This window comes from Nodularia spumigena CCY9414 (assembly GCF_000340565.2).
Taxonomy (GTDB): domain Bacteria; phylum Cyanobacteriota; class Cyanobacteriia; order Cyanobacteriales; family Nostocaceae; genus Nodularia; species Nodularia spumigena.
Genome location: NZ_CP007203.1, coordinates 178,367 through 197,129, shown reverse-complemented (window position 1 = coordinate 197,129; position 18,763 = coordinate 178,367). Strand labels below are relative to the sequence as shown.

Genomic DNA, 18,763 nt, shown 5'->3' with positions numbered 1-18,763 from the left:
TTTAAGTTCCGTCAAACGATTGCGTGGCTTTAGCCACAGTGTTAAAATAGATTAGCGAGAAAACAAGTAGGAATAACCTTCAGCGCATTGAAGTATCCTAGTACGGAGCAATCCCGGCAACGGACATATCCGACTCGATTCGGAATAGTTAAAGGGCGAATAATGGCAGGATATGGAGCGTTCATCTTTAAAATATGAAGGACTCAGAAAGTATGCGCGAATGAGAGCAAAAGCTCTTTGAGTGAGTAGAGGGATACTTGAATGTCCCGTTGTCGCCTTTTTCAGGTAGGCAAGAATCCCCTGGCTTTAGACGTGGGGAGGTTCAAAGCCAGAATTCTCTTACCAGAGTTGATCTCAGCAGGAGATCCAGAACTGGCACTACCTTATTTAGCACAAGAATTATTACCAGATATCTTTGTAGGAATCATGTTATCTGGAGTGTTTGCAGCCACCATGTCTTCCGCAGATTCTCAAATCCTGTGTTGTTCGGCAGCACTGACCCAAGATATTTTTCCTCAGTTTGCTAACTCCTATAAAATAGTTAAGCTCGGAACTCTTACTGTAACAATGATCGTTTTGAGTATTGCCCTAGTAGGAGATAAAAATGTATTTCTGTTGGTTACCTTCTGTTGGTCTGCCTTGGCTTCCGCTTTAGGACCATTACTGATACTACGTGTTTACAAAATACAAGTAAATACATTTACGGCAATATTAATGATGGGTGTTGGTATCGCTACAGCCATGATTTGGAATCTCACACTCGGGTTATCTTCCATAATTTACGAAGTACTACCAGGGATGGCTTCTGGAATTTTTATTTACTGGCTCACTCGCTTTTTTACGTCTAATTCATTATTTTCAATCGGCAAACGCAAGTAAACAGCCTTTTGATATCATGTTCGCTTGATTACTTATCATTAAAACAGGGAACAGTTTGCTTGATTACTTAATAATTAAACCGGAATCACCCCACCTTGGCATAAAAATAAGTGATTTACCGAACATGATATGACTTGCGCTCAATTTTTACCAACCATGGATTTTGTCTGAGATGGGTTTACATTCCCATCTCAGACCTCATTTACTTTTCATGAACTTTTTTAGTTTCTGTCCCAGGCTTAATTAAATTCAGTTCATAGGGACGTTCTGTGTCATCCTCTCCCAAATACTCACCATTTTGAATTTCCAGAATAACTAAGGGAATCTGTCCTGGGTTGTCTACCTTATGCAGAGTAGCTGCGGGAACAAAAGTTGATTCATTTCGATTCAGTAATTTTTCTTCTTCTCCACAAGTTACCTTAGCTACACCGGACACCACAACCCAATGTTCATTACGGTGATAATGGATTTGTGGTTTAATCCCATGTCTAGGATTGATTTCAACACGACTAATTCTATAGCTTTCTCCCTCCTCTATCACCTCTACATTACCCCAGTATCTTGCACCTGAATGGGAAGAGGTTTCATTGATATTTGATTGAATATCATTCTCATTATGAGACATAAATAAATTTCTCCTAACTATCACTATCAATCAGTAATTTAGCAAATTTGACTCTTCAGCAAATAACAAATCTAAAATATTTGTGATTTGGAACTATTGGGACTAAGTTCACCTCGACCCAGTATGTAGAACCATCTTTATGGTAATTAATCAATTCTGTCCTGATTGACAAACCGCCTTGGAGTGCAGTCCGCATTTTATCTCATTCAGGGCGAGAAGTTAGCTCACCCTGGAGAATACGCGGTGTTTTACCAATCACTTCAGCCGCAGTGTAGCCATAATTGACTTTAAACATCGTAGCCAGGGAGGCTGAGGTAAAGCTTGCATAGAGGATTTTCAGAGCTATTCTCAAAAAAAATAATTAAAGCCGATTATTTATTTATCATTCAACATACCCATAAATTACCTCCGAAAAATAACTGATGTTTGCTAACTAAACTAAAACACCTTCAGCAATACACTTATTTATCAATTCTTCAATCCCAGCAACTGGAAATATTTCTGTATGGAGTTTTTCAGCTACTTCTCCAACAGTCATATCATCTAAAAATACCAATTCACCATTTTTCAACATGACTTTTGGCAGCAAAATCCCATCACCCAAATCTTTTCCTGAGAGATGTAAAAGTAAATCATGACCTGTAATTAACCCAGTGACACTAATATTTTGTCCCCAGTAATCACTAAATAAAGCCTGCATATTGACTTCTAAACCCTCAACGGCATTTAAACGTTGTAAAATCGGTTGAAATGCTTTTTCTACAGCATTACCAACTACCCAAGTTAATTTTTTTTGATGATAAAGTTTTTGCGGTAATAATTGTGAGGCTGTAGAGGCAAATTGCTTAATAAATAAACGAATGGAACCCACACCATTATCAATTTGCGGATATTCTTCATATTCGGCTTCGCTGGGTAATTCCTCACCTGCAATCAAAAACCACTCATCGGCTAACCAAGCAAAGGCGGAACCGAATTGTTGACGAAACTGCCCGGATATGCTATTCACTTGAGAAATCACTTCTTGAGCTTTTTCTCTGGTGACGGGGATGAGTTCGTCTTCCTCTGGGCGAAACCGCGTCAAACCCACTGGAACTACTGCTACTGATGCCACAGCAGGTATTTCACCACTATGAAAAGACGCTAAATCTTTGAGGGTTTGTTGCAGGTGTTGACCATCATTTATACCAGGACAAACGACTACTTGGGCGTGAATTTGCAGTCTTCGGTCTTGGAACCATTTAATTTGTTGTAATATTTGTCCGGCGCGCTGATTTTTCAGCAGTCTAATTCTGATTTCGGGTTCGGTCGCATGAACAGAAACAAACAAGGGAGACAGGCGCATTTGTTCAATACGTTCCCATTCTTTTGCTGACAAATTGGTAAGAGTTAAGTAGGAACCATATAAAAAGCTGAGACGGTAATCATCGTCTTTTAAATATAAGGTGGAACGCTTACCTGGTGGCTGCTGGTCAATAAAGCAAAATGGACAATGGTTATTACATTGAATTAATCCATCAAATAGGGCAGTTTCAAATTCTAGCCCCAGGTCTTCGTCGTAATCTTTTTCTATTTCAATGTGATGAGTTTTACCAGATGCGTCTAAAACTTCTAGTTCGAGAACTTGATCAGCACATAAAAATTGATAATCAATTAAATCACGGGGTTGTGTGCCATTGATAGCAACGATCGCATCCCCCGCGTCAAAGCCAATTTCTGCGGCGATGGAATCGGGTAATACTCTGGTGATTTGGGCAGGACGGATGGTAGACATGATTAGGGATGGAGAATTTTAGATTTTAGATTTTAAATTTTGGATTGAACTGCAATCTAAAATCGCAAATCCAAAATCCAAAATTGATTGACTATTAACTATTTTTCAACAGTCCGGCGCTGATTGCACCTAAGATGACTACACCAAAGGCTAGGCGATACCAAATAAATACCCAGGTGCTTTGGGTTTTGAGAAATTGTATTAATCCAGCGATCGCTATATATGAGAATATCCCAGATGAAATTGTCCCGACAACCATAGGAACCATACCGACATTACCTACGCCTACTTCTAAAAAATCTTTTAACTCGACTAATCCGGCGAGGGTGATGGCGGGAATTCCCAGCAAAAACGAAAATCTCGCGGCTGTTTCTCGTTCTAAGTTCATAAATAGCCCCCCTGTGATGGTGGAACCGGAACGAGATACCCCAGGGATTAATGCTAAAGCTTGAGCTAAACCCATCAATAGCCCATCTTTCATGCTTAAATGCTCAAAGTCACGTTGACGTTTGCCGAATTTTTCTGCTATTCCCAATAACAGCGACATTAATATCGAGGCTATGGCGATCGCTATGAGGCTTCTCAAGGGTGAATTATCGTAGTCTGGGATAAATCTTTTAATTAACAGTCCAAAGACAAGAATCGGAATTGTTCCCAAGATAATTCCCAGAAATAGCTGCAAGTCTTGGCTTTCGTAATCTTTAAGAGCGATCGCTTTTGTTGTTCCTTTGATAATTTGCGTCATGTCACCCCAGAAATACCACAGCACGGCGACAATACTACCAAGCTGAATAATTGCAGTAAACGCTACTCCCGGATCGCCCCAACCCAACGCTACAGGCACAACTTTTAAATGTGCTGAACTACTAATGGGGAGAAATTCCGTCATTCCCTGCACAAAGCCTAAAAAAATGGCTTGCAAGATGTTCATTTGTTGCTGTACCCCGTCTAATGCGGGGTTAGCTTGGGTACTTAAAACCTTTGTCGGAAAGGCCGCAACTGAGAACATGGCAGATGCTGCACTTAAGAGCATGAACCATTGACGTTTTGATATAGCCATTTAATTTACCTCTGATAGCGAAGCCGATAGCGTTCGCTTTGATTACAACCAATTACACAAACAGCTATCTGGGTAACTGTCCAGGAAAAAGTCATTAGTCATTAGTCATTAGTCATTGGTCATTTGTCATTGGGAAGTTACCGTCTTCTCCCCCCTGCTCCCTGCTCCCTGCCCCCCTGCCTCTTCTCCCTACTCCCTACTCCCCACTCCCCACTCCCCAATCTAGGCAAAATCTCGGTACAATAAAAATGCCCTGGGGGGGGATTTTAAGTGTGATATCTTAAATAAGATAAAGTTTAGTAACAAATATTAAAAACGTTGATTAATAATACCTTGTCTTCTTACACAACTTCTAGCACTCCTATGAATACTGATTTACCCGCAACTGAATTTGGGCAAAAGAGCATCAGGGAGTTAGAATCTACACTCGCCTTCTCGCCTTCTATCCCCATATCTACGGCTGTACGAGAAACTTGGTTAGTGTTGGCTGCGGCTGTGTTTTTGGTATCAGTACCAGTATTTATAGAAGCACCATTAGTGCGATCGCTGCCAGTTGTGAGCGTAGCAATCACAGGATTTTGGGTATGGCTGAGTTTGACATTAATGTCAAGTCCTAAAACTTATCTATGGGGAGATTTGCTCTTCGGCTTTAGCTGGAGTTGGTTAGCCGGAGCGATTTACTGGGGTTGGCTACGTTGGGAACCTTTATGGCATTTACCAATAGAGTCTATTGCGTTACCATTTGCTTGTTGGTGTCTGCTCAAAAATTGGGGTAAAGTTGGTAACTGGTTTTATTTAGGTTCTTTACTCGGTACAGTTTTGACTGATGTGTATTTTTATCTAGTAGACTTGATGCCCTATTGGCGACAAATTATGCAAGTCGAACCGAATAGAGTGCCTTCAATATTACAAAGTGCTTTAATCCAAGTACAAACGCCTTGGGGACAAGGTTGGGCAGTCATGTTGGCTCTAGCGTTGTTCACAGCAGGAGTTTTACCTTTACGTACAAAACAAACACATTGGTACGCCTTTAGTGGAGCAGTGTTAAGTACAATTTTAGTAGATAGCCTATTCTTAATAGCTGCAAATGCTGCCTAAAAATTTTATCCAGGCAAGTATGGTAGTAAAAATTACATAAAGAATAGTTTATCTATCCTAGCTATGTAGATAATTGTGTCTTGAGACATAACTTTTTGTAAAAAAAATAGCAAACCCAGTAGCAGCAAATATTGCGGGTATTAAACGCTGTATATTAGTTTTTGATGACTGCTGTGTGTTGACGAAGCCAGAAGCTCTCAAACCCAGGTGAAAGAGCCAGGATGTAGATAAACTCAAGGTGTCTATTCTCAGGCTAGAACCAAATAGAAGCTGACAGTATTGATGTGGTTGACTTCATAGGTCTGAATTTAGCTGAGAGTTGATAGCATTTGGCTTAACGTCGTTATTTTAGTTTGATGGAAAGAGGGAGAAAAATTGTGAAAACATTGCTGCGTTTATTAACAGTATTTAGCTTGTTGCTTGGTAGTTGGGGATGGCTGGGAACAACTCAGATCGCCACTGCGGCCAATATCAACAGTTTTGCTTTTAGGCAAGTTCCAGTTTTGGCAATTGAGAGGCAGAATAGAGCTGATGCTAAGTTAGGGACAGCATTTGGTCAAAAACTTGATTTGAATAATACTAACGTCCGAGCTTTTCAACAGTTTCCAGGGATGTACCCTACCCTAGCTAAGAAAATTGTGATCAATGCTCCTTACAAGAATGTCGAGGATGTCTTGGATATTCCGGGATTGAGCGATCGCCAAAAACAACTTTTGCAAGCCAACTTAGATAACTTCGCTGTCACCGAACGAGAAGTTATCTTCAACGCCGGAGATGATCGCTTTAACAACGGTATCTACAGATAACTGTATTGGCAGTTTATGTGATTAAACATACCAAAATCAGCCCACTTCCCATAGTAGGGAGTGGCGCTTTTTCTCAAAATATAGACGAAGAAGGTAAGGGTGACTCTACTTACCCTCCCGTAAACCCCCGCCCCCTGCTACCCAAATCTCACCTTGCTTCAAATAGATATTCCTAGCGAATTTGATGTTTTAGTAGTCGGTGCTGGCGCTGCTGGACTGTACACAGCATTGTGTCTACCAGAGAACTTGCGAGTCGGCTTGATTACCAAAGAAACTGTTACCCTATCTGCCAGTGATTGGGCGCAAGGAGGGATTGCGGCGGCCATCGCCCCGGAAGATTCGCCTTCACTGCACATTGAGGATACATTGCACGCAGGTGCGGGTTTGTGCGATCGCCCAGCCGTAGAATTCCTCGCCCAAGAAGCCCCTCGGTGTATTCAATCCTTGGTTAACTTGGGAGTAGCTTTTGACCGTCACGGTCAAGCTTTAGCTTTAACTTTAGAAGCAGCCCATTCTCGTCATCGCGTTCTTCATACTGCCGATACTACAGGTAGGGAAGTCACCACTACCCTGACAGCACAAGTATTGCGCCGCCAAAACATTCAAGTCATCCAGCAAGCTTTAGCTTTGAATTTGTGGCTAGAACCCCAAACCAAGAAATGTCAGGGAATTAGCCTATTTCATCAAGGTAAAATCACATGGGTAAGAGCCAGTGCTGTGGTTTTAGCAACCGGTGGCGGTGGTCAGGTATTTGCCCAAACCACTAATCCAGCCGTCAGTACAGGAGATGGGGTGGCGATCGCCTATCGCGCCGGGGCTATTCTCCGGGATTTGGAATTTGTGCAATTTCATCCCACGTCCCTGACTAAACCCGGTGCAGACCATTTTCTGATTAGTGAAGCTGTACGCGGCGAAGGCGCACACCTTGTGGATGACACAGGGCGGCGTTTTGCCTTTGACTATCATCCTGCGGGTGAACTAGCGCCCAGAGATGTAGTCAGTAGAGCTATTTTCAGCCATCTACAACAGACCGCCGTCGATCTAGCCACTGCCCATGTTTGGTTAGATATGCGCCCCATACCCCCGGAAAAGATTCGTCATCGCTTTCCTAATATCGTCAAAGTTTGTCAACATTGGGGTATTGATGTCTTCCATGAACCCATTCCTGTAGCCCCTGCGGCACATTACTGGATGGGTGGTATTGTAGCTGATTTGATGAATCGCACGAACATTCCCGGTTTGTACGCAGTGGGAGAAACCGCCAGCACTGGAGTACATGGGGCTAATCGTTTGGCGAGTAACTCTCTGCTCGAATGTATTGTGTTTGGAGCGCAGATGGCGAAGATTGATTTGGCAGATACTACACTATCCTCAGCAGTCCCAATATTGCCATTACGAGAATTTAGGGCGAATGTCAGTGAATGGCAAAGCCAAAAAACACAGATAGAAATACTTAGAGAGAAGTTACCGCGTTTGGTTTGGCAAAGTGCGGGGATTTGTCGAGAACAGTCAAGTTTAGAAACTGCGATCGCTACAGTGGAATCTTGGCAACAAGATTTTGCTGCTTTACCTTTGAGTCAATTCTTACTGTCTTTAAATCCCAACGAACCCGTTAATTTCGACATCCCAGATGTGGAACGACAATTACGACTTTGGGCAGAAAGCCGTAATTTACTAGATGTCGCCCATCTAATTCTCAAAAGTGCCGCCTTTAGAACTGAAAGCCGTGGCGGACACTACCGCCTAGACTATCCTCAACCAGACCCCGATTGGCAAGTTCATACCTTGGTACAAAAACACCAATGGCAGAAATCTCGGATCTTGAAAAATTAGACATTTTTTCTTGACAATCTCCGTGGTTCAGTCCGGAGATTGTCAGCAATTATCGGAAATACTTGAAATTCTTAGGGCCTGTATAACCAGAAATTCTGGCTAATTGCTCAAGATTTTGAACTCCGCTATAGGTTTGACCATTAATAATCCAACTGGGGAAGCCGGTGATTTTCGCTGCTTGACACACTTCTGGTTGACCTTTAGGGCTATCAGCAGCACATTCCACGATAATCTGCTTCTTTTGAAGAATTTTGTAAGCTTCTTTACCAAAGAGTTGTTTTTGCTCGTGGCAATGAGGACACCAATAGGCAACATATTCCTTAGCATCTACAGTCCCCAGATGGCGTGCTAGTTCAATTTCTGCCTCACCAGAGGTAGTGGTGATTTCCCAACCAAAAGCTGGATCAGGATTTACTTGAGGAGTAAAGCTAATTCTTTGAGGTTCTCCAGGAGTTGCATCTGATGTCACACCAGATGTATTCACGCCAGCATAGACACCTAAAGTCCCAATCAGCGTTACCATGCCCACAATAATCGCGGCAAAGAAAATTTGCCCTATATCCTCCCAAGCACGACCGATAATCGTCAAGACTAAAAGACTCACAGAGAATAAAGCCGAAGCAATACAGTAATAACAGACGGCTTGGATTTGGAATGCCAGTAAGTACATTAAATACCCACTGAAAACCGACATAGCGATCGCTCCTACCAACAGCAACCACCAAGTTAAGTTTTCCAGTTGTTTCTGGCTATTTTTATCATCTGGTTTCCATGCTAGGGGAGCAAAAGCCAAAATCACCATACTCACATAAGCCAAAAGCCCAAATAAAGCTAAGGGAACCGACCCACCAAAGATGGGTATGGTTGCCCAAGGGCTGGAAAGTACATCATTACAGCCTTTGGCACCTGCTTCGGCTACACAAGCGGCAGTGCCTCCTGTGAGCTTTTCTATGGCGATATAACCTGTAGTTAAGGCACCAAGTCCAGCGATCGCCCCAATCAATGGACGCGACCATTTATGAATCCAAGGAGTAGTACGGCGGCGAATCATAAACTGCTATTGGTCATTGGTTATTGGTCATTAGTCATTGGTCAATCAATTTGGGATTTTGGATTGGCGATTTTAGATTGCAGTTCAATCCAAAATCTAAAATCTAAAATCTAAAATTCTCCAGTCTCCTAATAATGTAATTTCATTGGCCCAGAAATAGACGGAATTTCACCAGGAGAATCCCAACGACTATGGGCAGCTTCTACAAATTGACTGACGCGAATCGGGTCAATTGGTTGCTCGATGCGACCGTGACGCTTGAGGGAACTGGAAACAATTACACCATTTGCTGCCTGCATCAGTGTAGCAATATTTTCCCAGTTGGCTCCACTACCTATGAAAACAGGAGTTTCATTTGCTGCACCACAAGCTAGTTCCAAGTCTTCTTGATTAGGAGGGCTACCGGTAGCCCAGCCAGACAAAATTACGGCATCTGCTAAACCTCTTTCAATTGTGTCTTTCACGGCAACTGTGAGATTCGGGGAACCTAATGGACGGGCGTGTTTCACCAACACATCAGCGAGAATTTTGACATCGCTGCCCAATTCTCGCCGATAACGGAGTAATTGATGCGCTTCACCTTCAATTAATCCTTGGTCAGTGGCCATTACTCCTGTCAATACATTCACCCGAATGAATTGGGCTTGGGTGCTGTAGGCGATCGCCATTGCACTTTTGCCATCATTCCGTAAAACATTTAAGCCTATGGGCAGTGCCACCAAATTTTGGATGCGTTGTACCACCACAGTCATGGCACTCACAACTGCTGGATCAACTTGGTTTTTGGCAAAGGGCGCGTCAAAAAAGTTTTCCACAATAATGCCGTCTACCCCGCCACTGGCTAGGGCGGCTGCTTCTTGTTCCGCACGGTTAATTACCGCTTTGAGATTACCTCCCCAACGGGGCGAGGTGGGCAGTGGTAGTAGATGAACCACGCCAATAATCGGTGTTCGAGTTTTAAATAGCTGATATAAGTCCACGTCTTTAATCCGCTTTGCGGGGTCTAGTGTCCACCAGTCGAGAGTCTAGAATTTGTTTGACTATTGACTATTGAACGCCAGTCACCTCAAGTCAACCGAACCTGCTGATGATGCTGGCTCCTGTTGACTTTTAACTAACTAGTCAAATGTGTTTTAAGTTGGTTGTCTTACTACCTCTTCCCTAGGATGGAAATTATCGTAAAACCTCCCCTAAGATATGTTAAGATAAAACTAGGCTAGAAGAGGAGTTTGCCACTCACAAGACGCAAGGCAGCTTTCCCCGGTTTAGGCACCTCGTCCACGCATAGTCGTCGGACAAGCTTGAGCATCAGGGCAGCATTATTGCTTCATTAGGCGTGGTTTCGTACTCCTGGGTCGAAATAAACGACGCAGAGAGCGCGGTTTCCCTGAGGGTAGCGACTTCTCACAACCAGCCCTTTGGGCGGCTTCCCGACGGGTAAATTAACAACACACACGCTGCGGTAATGAAAAATACCACCAGAAAACTTGTTAAAAAAAATACAGGTGTCAATTGTACTCAAAGACACTCACCTTACCCTGGGACATAGACTAAATAGTACAAATATCATAACATGGCCGGAAACTATCCATGTCATATATCGGCAGGTAGTAGCTGGCAGTTAAAACCTGTTATTCTAGCCCTTGACTGTGTAAAGGTGTGTATCACAAGAAGCGAAATCATCGCTGCTTGCGTATCTGACTACAAAAAACAGAAAATGTTTTCAAAATATGGGTGAAAAGCCAACGATTGCAGTTTCGCACCTGGGTTGCGAAAAAAATCGAATTGATACAGAGCATATGCTAGGACTGCTTGTAGAAGCAGGCTATAGTGTAGATACAAATGAAGAGTTAGCCGATTACGTTATAGTTAATACTTGTAGTTTTATAGAAGCAGCAAGACAGGAGTCTGTCAGAACTTTAGTAGAACTGGCAGAAGCCAACAAGAAAGTCGTGATCACTGGCTGTATGGCACAGCACTTCCAAGAACAATTATTGGAAGAATTGCCAGAAGCGGTGGCACTGGTAGGCACTGGTGATTATCACAAAATTGTTAATGTAATTGAGCGTGTAGAACAAGGCGAGCAGGTAAAAGAGGTTAGTCTAGAACCAACCTACATCGCTGATGAAACTACACCGCGTTATCGCACTACAACCGAAGGCGTTGCCTATCTGCGGGTAGCCGAAGGATGTGATTATCGTTGTGCATTTTGTATTATTCCCTATCTCAGAGGGAACCAGCGATCGCGTACTATTGAATCTATAGTTGCTGAAGCGGAGCAGTTAGCTAGCCAAGGGGTGCAGGAAATTATCTTAATTTCCCAAATCACCACCAATTACGGGTTAGACATCTATGGAAAGCCAAAGTTAGCCGAATTACTTCGCGCTTTGGGTAAAGTAGATGTACCGTGGATCAGAATGCATTATGCATATCCCACCGGGTTAACCCCAGATGTGATAGAGGCAATCCAAGAAACCCACAACGTCTTACCATATCTAGATTTGCCCCTTCAACATTCTCATCCAGATATTCTTCGCTCAATGAATCGTCCCTGGCAAGGACGGGTAAATGATGGGATTATTGAACGCATCAAAGCAGCCCTACCAAATGCGGTACTCAGGACAACATTTATAGTTGGTTTCCCCGGAGAAACCGCAGAGCATTTTGAGCATCTAAGAGAATTCGTCCAGAGGCACGAATTTGACCATGTTGGTGTATTCACCTTTTCACCCGAAGAAGGAACGCCCGCTTACAAGCTAGCCAATCAGTTACCCCAATCCGTAATGGATGAGCGGTGGCATAAATTAATGGCGCTTCAAGAGCCGATAGCGGGTAAAAAAAATCAACAGGAAATCGGCAAAATTGTTGAAGTCCTGATTGAGCAAGAAAACCCTGAAACTGGAAAGCTCATAGGTCGCTCAGGTAGGTTTTCCCCAGAAGTCGATGGTCAGATTTATGTCGATGGGGAAGCAAAATTAGGAACCATCGTACCAGTAGCGATCCATAGCGCTGATACATACGACCTCTACGGTCAAGTTGTCAATAGTTACCAAAAGTAGAGGCCGCAGGGTGAGTCCAGCACTGCGTAAAAGCAGGTTTTGGACAGAAGAGAAGTCATGTCTTGCCCAAAGGGCATCGCTGACCCTCTTTCCTCACTATCGCGTGTCTAGAACACGCCACGCTAACGCTAATCGCGTAGCACCCTCTGACAAATGAGGGTTTCACACACTTACTTTAAATCTGGCCACTGAATGCAACTGCTGTATCTGAGCAAATGCCGTCAGATTTAAAAATTACCAACCAAAAAACAAAATCTAGGAGAATTAATGACTCTTTCCTTTCAAGAATTAGGTCTTTCACAAAAGCGTGTTGAGCAATTAGAAAACATCGGCTTTACCACACCTACAAATATTCAAACTCAAGCCATTCCCCAACTGCTAGCAGGTAGGGATGTCGTGGGTCAATCTCAAACCGGAACAGGCAAAACAGCAGCATTTTCCCTGCCAATCTTAGAACAGCTAGATGTTAATCACAAAGCTGTACAAGCCTTGGTACTAGCCCCAACCCGTGAGTTAGCAATTCAAGTTCACGATGCTATCAACCAATTTGTCGGCGACGAAGGATTGCGGATTCTGGCAATTTATGGCGGTCAATCAATTGAACGCCAAATGATGCAACTCAAACGTGGTGTTCACATGGTTGTGGGTACACCAGGGCGGATGATCGACTTACTAGATCGGGGCTGTTTGAAGCTCGATCAAGTTAAGTGGTTTGTCTTGGATGAAGCTGATGAAATGTTGAGCATGGGCTTTATTGATGACGTGATTAAAATCCTGTCTCAAGCCCCGAAAGAACGCCAAACAGCTTTATTCTCGGCGACCATGCCACCATCGATTCGCATGATTGTCAACAAATTCTTGCGAAACCCGGCTACAGTCACCGTTGAGCAGCCAAAAGCTTCACCCAACAAAATCAATCAAGTAGCTTATCTCATCCCTCGTCATTGGACAAAAGCCAAAGCATTGCAGCCGATTCTGGAAATGGAAGATCCAGAAACAGCTTTAATCTTTGTGCGTACCAGACGGACAGCCGCAGAACTGACAAATCTACTGCAAGGAGCAGGTCATAGTGTGGATGAATACCACGGCGACTTGTCTCAACAGGCGCGGGAGCGATTATTGACCCGATTCCGGAATCGTCAAGTGCGCTGGGTAGTAGCAACTGATATTGCGGCACGGGGGTTAGATGTCGATCTACTATCCCATGTAATTAACTTCGACTTGCCAGATAGCGCCGAAACCTATGTTCACCGTATTGGTCGGACTGGGCGCGCGGGTAAAGAAGGTACAGCAATTTCGTTAGTACAGCCCTTTGAACGCCGCAAACAGCAGGCATTTGAGCGCCATAATCGCCAAAATTGGCAATTGCTGTCGATTCCGACACGGGCGCAGATTGAAGCGCGACATATCCAAAAATTGCAAGAACAAGTTAAAGAAGCCTTGACTGGTGAACGTCTAGCTTCATTCTTGCCCATAGTCAGCGAATTGATTGAAGAATATGATGCTCATGCGATCGCCGCAGCTGCATTACAAATCGCTTATGATCAAACCCGTCCCGCTTGGTTGCAATCAGGCGTAGATCCCCAAGATGATGCACCTTCCACCAAGCCCAAATTGGCCAAGCGTCGTGGTGGTGAATCTTCTAACGATAGAAACCGTTCCTGGAACAAACCAGACAGCAATGGTGGTAGTCCCAAGCCCAAACTACGGACAAATACCAATAATCGCCGCGACACTTCTGTGTCATCTTCAAATGCTGGTAGAGAATAAGTTTCTGAGTCATTAGTCATTAGTCATTAGTTATTAGTTATTACTAGCTACTAAAGACTTATGACTAATAGCTGTTAATTAAGCCAAGGACGACTGACTTGTTCTAGTTGCGCGATTTCATCGGTGTTTAATCTCCAGCCCAAAGCGCCTGCATTTTGTTTTACGTGCTGGGCAGTTTTGACCCCAGCAATAGGAATCACATTTCCTTGAGATATTAACCAATTGAGGGCTACTTGGGCAGGAGTGCGATCATATTTTTCTCCCAAAGTGTTGAGTAAAGAAATTACAGGGGCAATTTTTTGTAACCCTTCTTTACCAAATCGTGGGTCTATCTTCCGCGCACCACCGGGGGTTTCAGCCCTATCTGGTGTATATTTACCAGTGAGTAATCCCTGAGCTAAGGGACTATATGCCAAGATAGTTACACCCAACTCACGAGCAGTAGCTAAAATCCCGTTAGTTTCTATTTGACGCGTGAGCAACGAATAGCGGACTTGGTTTACAGCTAAAGGGACTCCACGCGCAGCTAAAATTTGCTGCGCCTCTCGCATTTGAGTAGCTGAATAATTACTCACCCCGACTGAGCCAATTCTACCCTGCTTCACTTCATCTGCTAGGGTATTCATCAAAGTTTCTTGACTTAAAAAGAAAGCGAACGGCCAATGGACTTGATACAGTTCAACTCGCGCTACTTGTAGGCGTTTGAGACTGTCTGTTAACGCATCCGAGACAGATTGACCTGTAAATCGCCAAGGTAAAGGGCCAAATTTCGTCGCCATTTGCACAGGTTGTTGGGCTTTTTGCATGAATTGCCCTAATAACTCTTCTGACAGTCCCAAACCATAAATTTCCGCAGTATCAAAGAAATTTATCCCAGCTTCTAATGCGGCTGTAAAAGCTGCCTCTAACTGTTCTGGACCATAGCCATCGCCATAATTCCAAAAGAGTTTATCGCCCCAAGCCCAAGTACCAATGCAAAGGGGTGTAACACTGGGGCCATTTTGTCCTAATGTGATATTTTCCACGTGGCAATATGTATTTTATTTACATTTCTTTACCTTTATAGTTTATCGTTACAAATAAAAGTGAGGACAGGATTTAATTAAAGAGCAAGTCCTAAGTTGACAATTTCATAGACAAAACTATACTTATATTGACAAAAATCAATATATATTTTAGGAAAAAATCAACTACTTGATATATAATACGGTGATATCAAGTATTGAATTGAGACTATTGCCGACGCGAAAACCAAGCAATGATGGTGGTAGTCTTTTTCAGAAACTTAATTGGAACACAATCGCGTCTGGCTAAGGCGTGAAAGTCTACTGAGGGATAACTGCTCCCATGCTCCCGTTGAAGTAGAAAGTAAAGTCTAGTTTTGTCTAGGTTTTATATAGCAGAGTCTAGATTTTGGAAATCATCCGAAAAAGTAGCTATGGCAAGCGGTGATATATTTGATACCCAAACAAAATCCTTAACTGTGCCAAGGGTTAACCTGATTACTATGTTCCGGTTGGGCTTATTTCAAATGGGACTGAGCATGATGTCTATCTTGATTCTGGGTGTACTCAACAGAGTCATGATTCAAGAAATAGCAATTCCAGCAATATTGGTGTCCCTAGTGTTGGCGTTACCTGCATTTGTTTCCCCGGCTCGGATTTGGTTTGGTCAAATGTCAGACCTCAAACCGATGTGGGGTTACAATCGTACAGTTTACGTTTGGGTGGGCGCAGCAGTATTTGCGATCGCCTCATTTTTAGCAATACAAATACTTTGGCAATTAAATCTAGCAGCTAACAGCACAGATGGCTGGGTATGGACAACCCAAACCATCGGCTGGACAGCATTACTATCTTTAGTTTTCGCCATATATGGTTTAGCAATTTGTGCCAGTGGTACTGCCTTTGCGGCTTTATTAGTGGATATCTCCCAAGAAGATAACCGTTCTAAAATTGTTGGCGTTGTTTGGTCAATGCTAATGGTGGGGATTATTGTGGGAGCGATCATTAGTTCCAGTTTGCTCAGACAATTAACCCCAGAAGCACCCATAGAAAGTTTACAATCAGCTATTAATAGATTATTTTTTATCGTTCCGGCTATTGTCTTTGGGCTGGCGATCATCGCTACATTCGGCGTAGAAAAAAAATATTCCCAATATTCCCGCCGTTCTACCACTGAGAATCGAGACGACAGCGTTGGACTGGGTAGAGCTTGGAAAATTTTGACAGCTAGTCGCCAAACAGGTTTATTTTTCGCATTTTTGCTGGTAATGACTATCAGCTTATTTATGCAAGACCCTGTTTTAGAACCCTATGCGGGTCAGGTATTTGGTATGCCTTTGGCAGAAAGCACCAGATTGAATATTTTTTACGGTTTTGGTATCTTGATAGCCTATGGTGTCACAGGTTTTTTCATTGTGCCGCGTTTGGGTAAACGCAGAACTGCACGCTTAGGCTGTGTATTAGTAGCAATCTGTGCATTATTACTGGGTATGTCAGGATTTACAGCGAATGTAGCTTTTCTGAAATTTAGCTTGTTTTTGTTTGGTTTAGCTACTGGTTTCTTAACTACCGCAGCCGTTAGTTTAATGTTGGATCTGACAGCAGCTGAAGCCGCAGGTACTTTTATTGGGGCTTGGGGATTAGCTCAGTCTGTGTCTAGGGGAATTGCCGTACTCATAGGCGGTACGATATTAGATATTGGTCGTAATTTGCTACCGAGTTTAGAGTTAGCTTATGGCATGGTATTCTTTCTAGAAGCTTTGGGGATGGTTGTTTCGATTTGGTTTCTCAACCGAGTCAATGTCAAAGAATTTCAAACTAGTGCCAAACAAGCGATCGCATCTGTTCTCGAAAGTGATTTAGACTAATTTCTTGGCTCAGAAGCATCTTTGCGAGAGAATTAATTAATGAATGATTTTTGGACAACAATTCTCGACTTTGCCGAAACCACCACTACCAGAGTGGGAAAGCAACTGATGCAAGATTTTGGTAAAGTCCAGGCTTCTCAAAAAGCTGACGGTAGTTTAGTCACGCGAGCCGATAAATGGGCTGATCAGGAAATTCAAGATGCGATCGCCTCTCGTTTTTCTGGTTATGGTATTTTGAGCGAAGAAAGCGACAAAGTATTTCCGGGTACAGAGTGGTGCTGGGTAATCGACCCTCTCGATGGTACTACCAACTTTACTAGAGGTCTTCCCATCTGGTCAATTTCGATGGGATTACTGTATAAAGGCACGCCTATTTTTGGTTATGTTTACGTACCACCACTGAGTCAAGCTTTTCATGGTTTCTGGGCGGGTGACTCTGGTTTAACAACACCCTCCGGCGCATTTCTCAACCATCACCCCATCCATAGCAGTAATGATGCTGTGAGTAAAAATCACTTTTTTAACCTCTGTTCCCGCAGCACTTCCGTGATTCAAACAGACTTTCCTTGCAAAATTCGGATGCTGGGTGTAGCAAGCTATAATTTTCTCACAGTTGCGACTGGAGCGACACTAGGCGGTATTGAAGCCACACCAAAGGTTTGGGACATCGCCGGGGCTTGGGTGATTGTTCAAGCTGCTGGTGGTAGTTGGACATCTCTCAAGGATCAGCCATTTCCTTTATCTACAGGGGAAGATTATAGCGATCGCTCTTTTCCCACCCTGGTTGTCAGTAGCCCGGAAATATTACCAGTATTTACGCCATTTCTCAAACATTTAAATCTTTGAAATAAAGCAACCGTGGTTTTACTTAATTCACAACTATACTTATGTAACTAAAATCGCACATTTCTGCATTTCTTTCTTCCTTTGCGCCTACCCTTCGGGAACGGCTTCCCTTCGGGACGCTGCGCGAACGCCGAATGCGGCTTTGCGTGTTAGCGTAGCGGGGCGTAGCCCGATATAAAGATGTGGTTCATTTAGTTGAAAATCGCTGTAAGGGACTTCAAAAAAATAAATTATCCAGATAAAGGAACCACAGAGGCGCAGAGGACACAGAGTTATGAGACTTTGAGAGATTTTTTAGATTAGATGATTGAGTGTTTTTTATTTGGAAGTCCCTAAAAGTCAATAAACTGTTTCATCTTCTTTACGCCATGCTGGATCTACCATACAAATAAATACCAAAGGTTCGCTACCAGAATTACGAATAAATTGCCGTGTATTGGGGGGAATATACACCGCGTCTCCTGGTTCAACTATCTGAGTTTCATCATCAATATGCATTTCTCCTTGACCATTCAGAATATAATAAACTTCTGAAGTGGTTAGTGAGTGGGGTTGAGAAGTTTTCCCCACTGGTAAAGTTGCGTGAGCCAAACTATAGCGTAATGCCAGGGGCTGTTTATCGGGATGTAGTAGTTCCCGTAGAATGGTATTATCTCCAGCAATAAATTCTTGACAGTCGTTAAGCTTTTGAACTAGCATCAGTCAATTTTTGATTTTAAGTTTTCAAGTTCCCTTTCTAGTAGAGCATAGGATTGGTCTTTGGTTGATAGTCGCAACAATCAATAGCCTCTTCTGTACTGGCAGTGGATGGGTGTACAGTGCATTTTAAACGGTAATTGTCGGTAAAAAATTGGCAATTAGGGCAGGGAATTTGATGCATTTGTTTGGCTGTGGTGACACCATCTCGAACTGCTGTCCAAAGACTTGAAGCAAAGAGAATAATTACAGTCCAAGCAGCAACAAAGCAAATAGGGACTAATAAGGGTTGAATTCCCCCAATGAGAAAATTTGTCAATTCTAACATGGTAAGTCCTGAGAAAAATTCAGAGTTAGAAGTATTTTAACTCCTAACTCCTCATTCTTTACTTCT

The 18,763-nt window shown here is 43.1% G+C and carries 16 protein-coding genes; 8 read left to right on the top strand and 8 right to left on the bottom strand.

Annotated elements, in window-relative coordinates:
* Window positions 1-261 precede the first annotated feature (261 nt).
* Window positions 262-879 carry a sodium:solute symporter family transporter gene (locus tag NSP_RS00905; RefSeq protein ID WP_006195445.1) on the top strand — a complete coding sequence of 206 codons (618 nt, stop codon included), beginning with the start codon at window positions 262-264 and terminating at the stop codon, window positions 877-879.
* A gap of 202 nt (window positions 880-1,081) precedes the next feature.
* On the opposite strand, the gene NSP_RS00900 is transcribed toward NSP_RS00905, so the two are convergent.
* From NSP_RS00900 to NSP_RS00890, 3 genes are all read right to left on the bottom strand, one after another.
* Window positions 1,082-1,504 (bottom strand): phosphomannose isomerase type II C-terminal cupin domain, encoded by a 423-nt coding sequence (locus tag NSP_RS00900; RefSeq protein WP_006195446.1) that lies wholly within the window; start codon window positions 1,502-1,504, stop codon window positions 1,082-1,084.
* A gap of 433 nt (window positions 1,505-1,937) precedes the next feature.
* A complete protein-coding gene (locus NSP_RS00895; protein WP_006195449.1) occupies window positions 1,938-3,278 on the bottom strand; it encodes a TIGR03279 family radical SAM protein in 1,341 nt (446 codons plus the stop codon).
* 94 nt (window positions 3,279-3,372) lie between these two features.
* Window positions 3,373-4,338 (bottom strand): undecaprenyl-diphosphate phosphatase, encoded by a 966-nt coding sequence (locus NSP_RS00890; RefSeq protein WP_006195450.1) that lies wholly within the window; start codon window positions 4,336-4,338, stop codon window positions 3,373-3,375.
* Window positions 4,339-4,656: 318 nt separating this feature from the next.
* Between NSP_RS00890 and NSP_RS00885 the strand changes: the two genes are divergently transcribed.
* From NSP_RS00885 to nadB, 3 genes are all read left to right on the top strand, one after another.
* Window positions 4,657-5,436, top strand: coding sequence for a DUF3120 domain-containing protein (locus NSP_RS00885; RefSeq protein ID WP_231859516.1), 780 nt, complete (start codon window positions 4,657-4,659; stop codon window positions 5,434-5,436).
* A 377-nt stretch (window positions 5,437-5,813) separates the two neighbouring features.
* The gene (gene psbU / locus NSP_RS00880; protein WP_006195452.1) at window positions 5,814-6,242 is read left to right on the top strand and encodes a photosystem II complex extrinsic protein PsbU; all 429 of its coding nucleotides are present in this window, start codon (window positions 5,814-5,816) and stop codon (window positions 6,240-6,242) included.
* A gap of 153 nt (window positions 6,243-6,395) precedes the next feature.
* Window positions 6,396-8,075, top strand: coding sequence for an L-aspartate oxidase (gene nadB, locus NSP_RS00875; protein ID WP_006195453.1), 1,680 nt, complete (start codon window positions 6,396-6,398; stop codon window positions 8,073-8,075).
* Between the two features lie 49 nt (window positions 8,076-8,124).
* Here nadB and NSP_RS00870 read toward each other — a convergent pair whose 3' ends face one another.
* A complete protein-coding gene (locus tag NSP_RS00870; protein ID WP_006195454.1) occupies window positions 8,125-9,126 on the bottom strand; it encodes a vitamin K epoxide reductase family protein in 1,002 nt (333 codons plus the stop codon).
* 128 nt (window positions 9,127-9,254) lie between these two features.
* A complete protein-coding gene (btpA, locus tag NSP_RS00865; RefSeq protein ID WP_006195455.1) occupies window positions 9,255-10,106 on the bottom strand; it encodes a photosystem I biogenesis protein BtpA in 852 nt (283 codons plus the stop codon).
* Between the two features lie 750 nt (window positions 10,107-10,856).
* Here btpA and rimO point away from each other — a divergent pair.
* Window positions 10,857-12,185 (top strand): 30S ribosomal protein S12 methylthiotransferase RimO, encoded by a 1,329-nt coding sequence (gene rimO, locus NSP_RS00860; RefSeq protein WP_006195457.1) that lies wholly within the window; start codon window positions 10,857-10,859, stop codon window positions 12,183-12,185.
* 267 nt (window positions 12,186-12,452) lie between these two features.
* Window positions 12,453-13,955: a DEAD/DEAH box helicase gene (locus tag NSP_RS00855; protein WP_006195458.1), complete on the top strand. Its 1,503-nt coding sequence runs from the start codon at window positions 12,453-12,455 to the stop codon at window positions 13,953-13,955.
* Between the two features lie 74 nt (window positions 13,956-14,029).
* Here the strand turns inward: NSP_RS00855 and NSP_RS00850 are convergent, their stop codons facing one another.
* On the bottom strand, window positions 14,030-14,980 hold the full coding sequence (locus NSP_RS00850) for an aldo/keto reductase (protein ID WP_006195460.1): 951 nt from the start codon (window positions 14,978-14,980) through the stop codon (window positions 14,030-14,032).
* Between the two features lie 413 nt (window positions 14,981-15,393).
* On the opposite strand from NSP_RS00850, the gene NSP_RS00845 reads away from it, so the two are divergent.
* Together NSP_RS00845 and NSP_RS00840 are read left to right on the top strand one after the other, a co-directional pair.
* Window positions 15,394-16,827, top strand: coding sequence for a BCD family MFS transporter (locus NSP_RS00845; RefSeq protein WP_006195462.1), 1,434 nt, complete (start codon window positions 15,394-15,396; stop codon window positions 16,825-16,827).
* 39 nt (window positions 16,828-16,866) lie between these two features.
* Entirely contained in the window at window positions 16,867-17,673 is an 807-nt protein-coding gene (locus NSP_RS00840; RefSeq protein WP_006195463.1) for an inositol monophosphatase family protein, read from the top strand.
* A gap of 339 nt (window positions 17,674-18,012) precedes the next feature.
* Here the strand turns inward: NSP_RS00840 and NSP_RS00835 are convergent, their stop codons facing one another.
* Complete coding sequence (locus NSP_RS00835; protein ID WP_006195464.1) at window positions 18,013-18,372, bottom strand: cupin domain-containing protein; 360 nt, start codon at window positions 18,370-18,372, stop codon at window positions 18,013-18,015.
* A gap of 37 nt (window positions 18,373-18,409) precedes the next feature.
* Window positions 18,410-18,697, bottom strand: coding sequence for a hypothetical protein (locus NSP_RS00830; RefSeq protein WP_006195465.1), 288 nt, complete (start codon window positions 18,695-18,697; stop codon window positions 18,410-18,412).
* Window positions 18,698-18,763 lie beyond the last annotated feature (66 nt).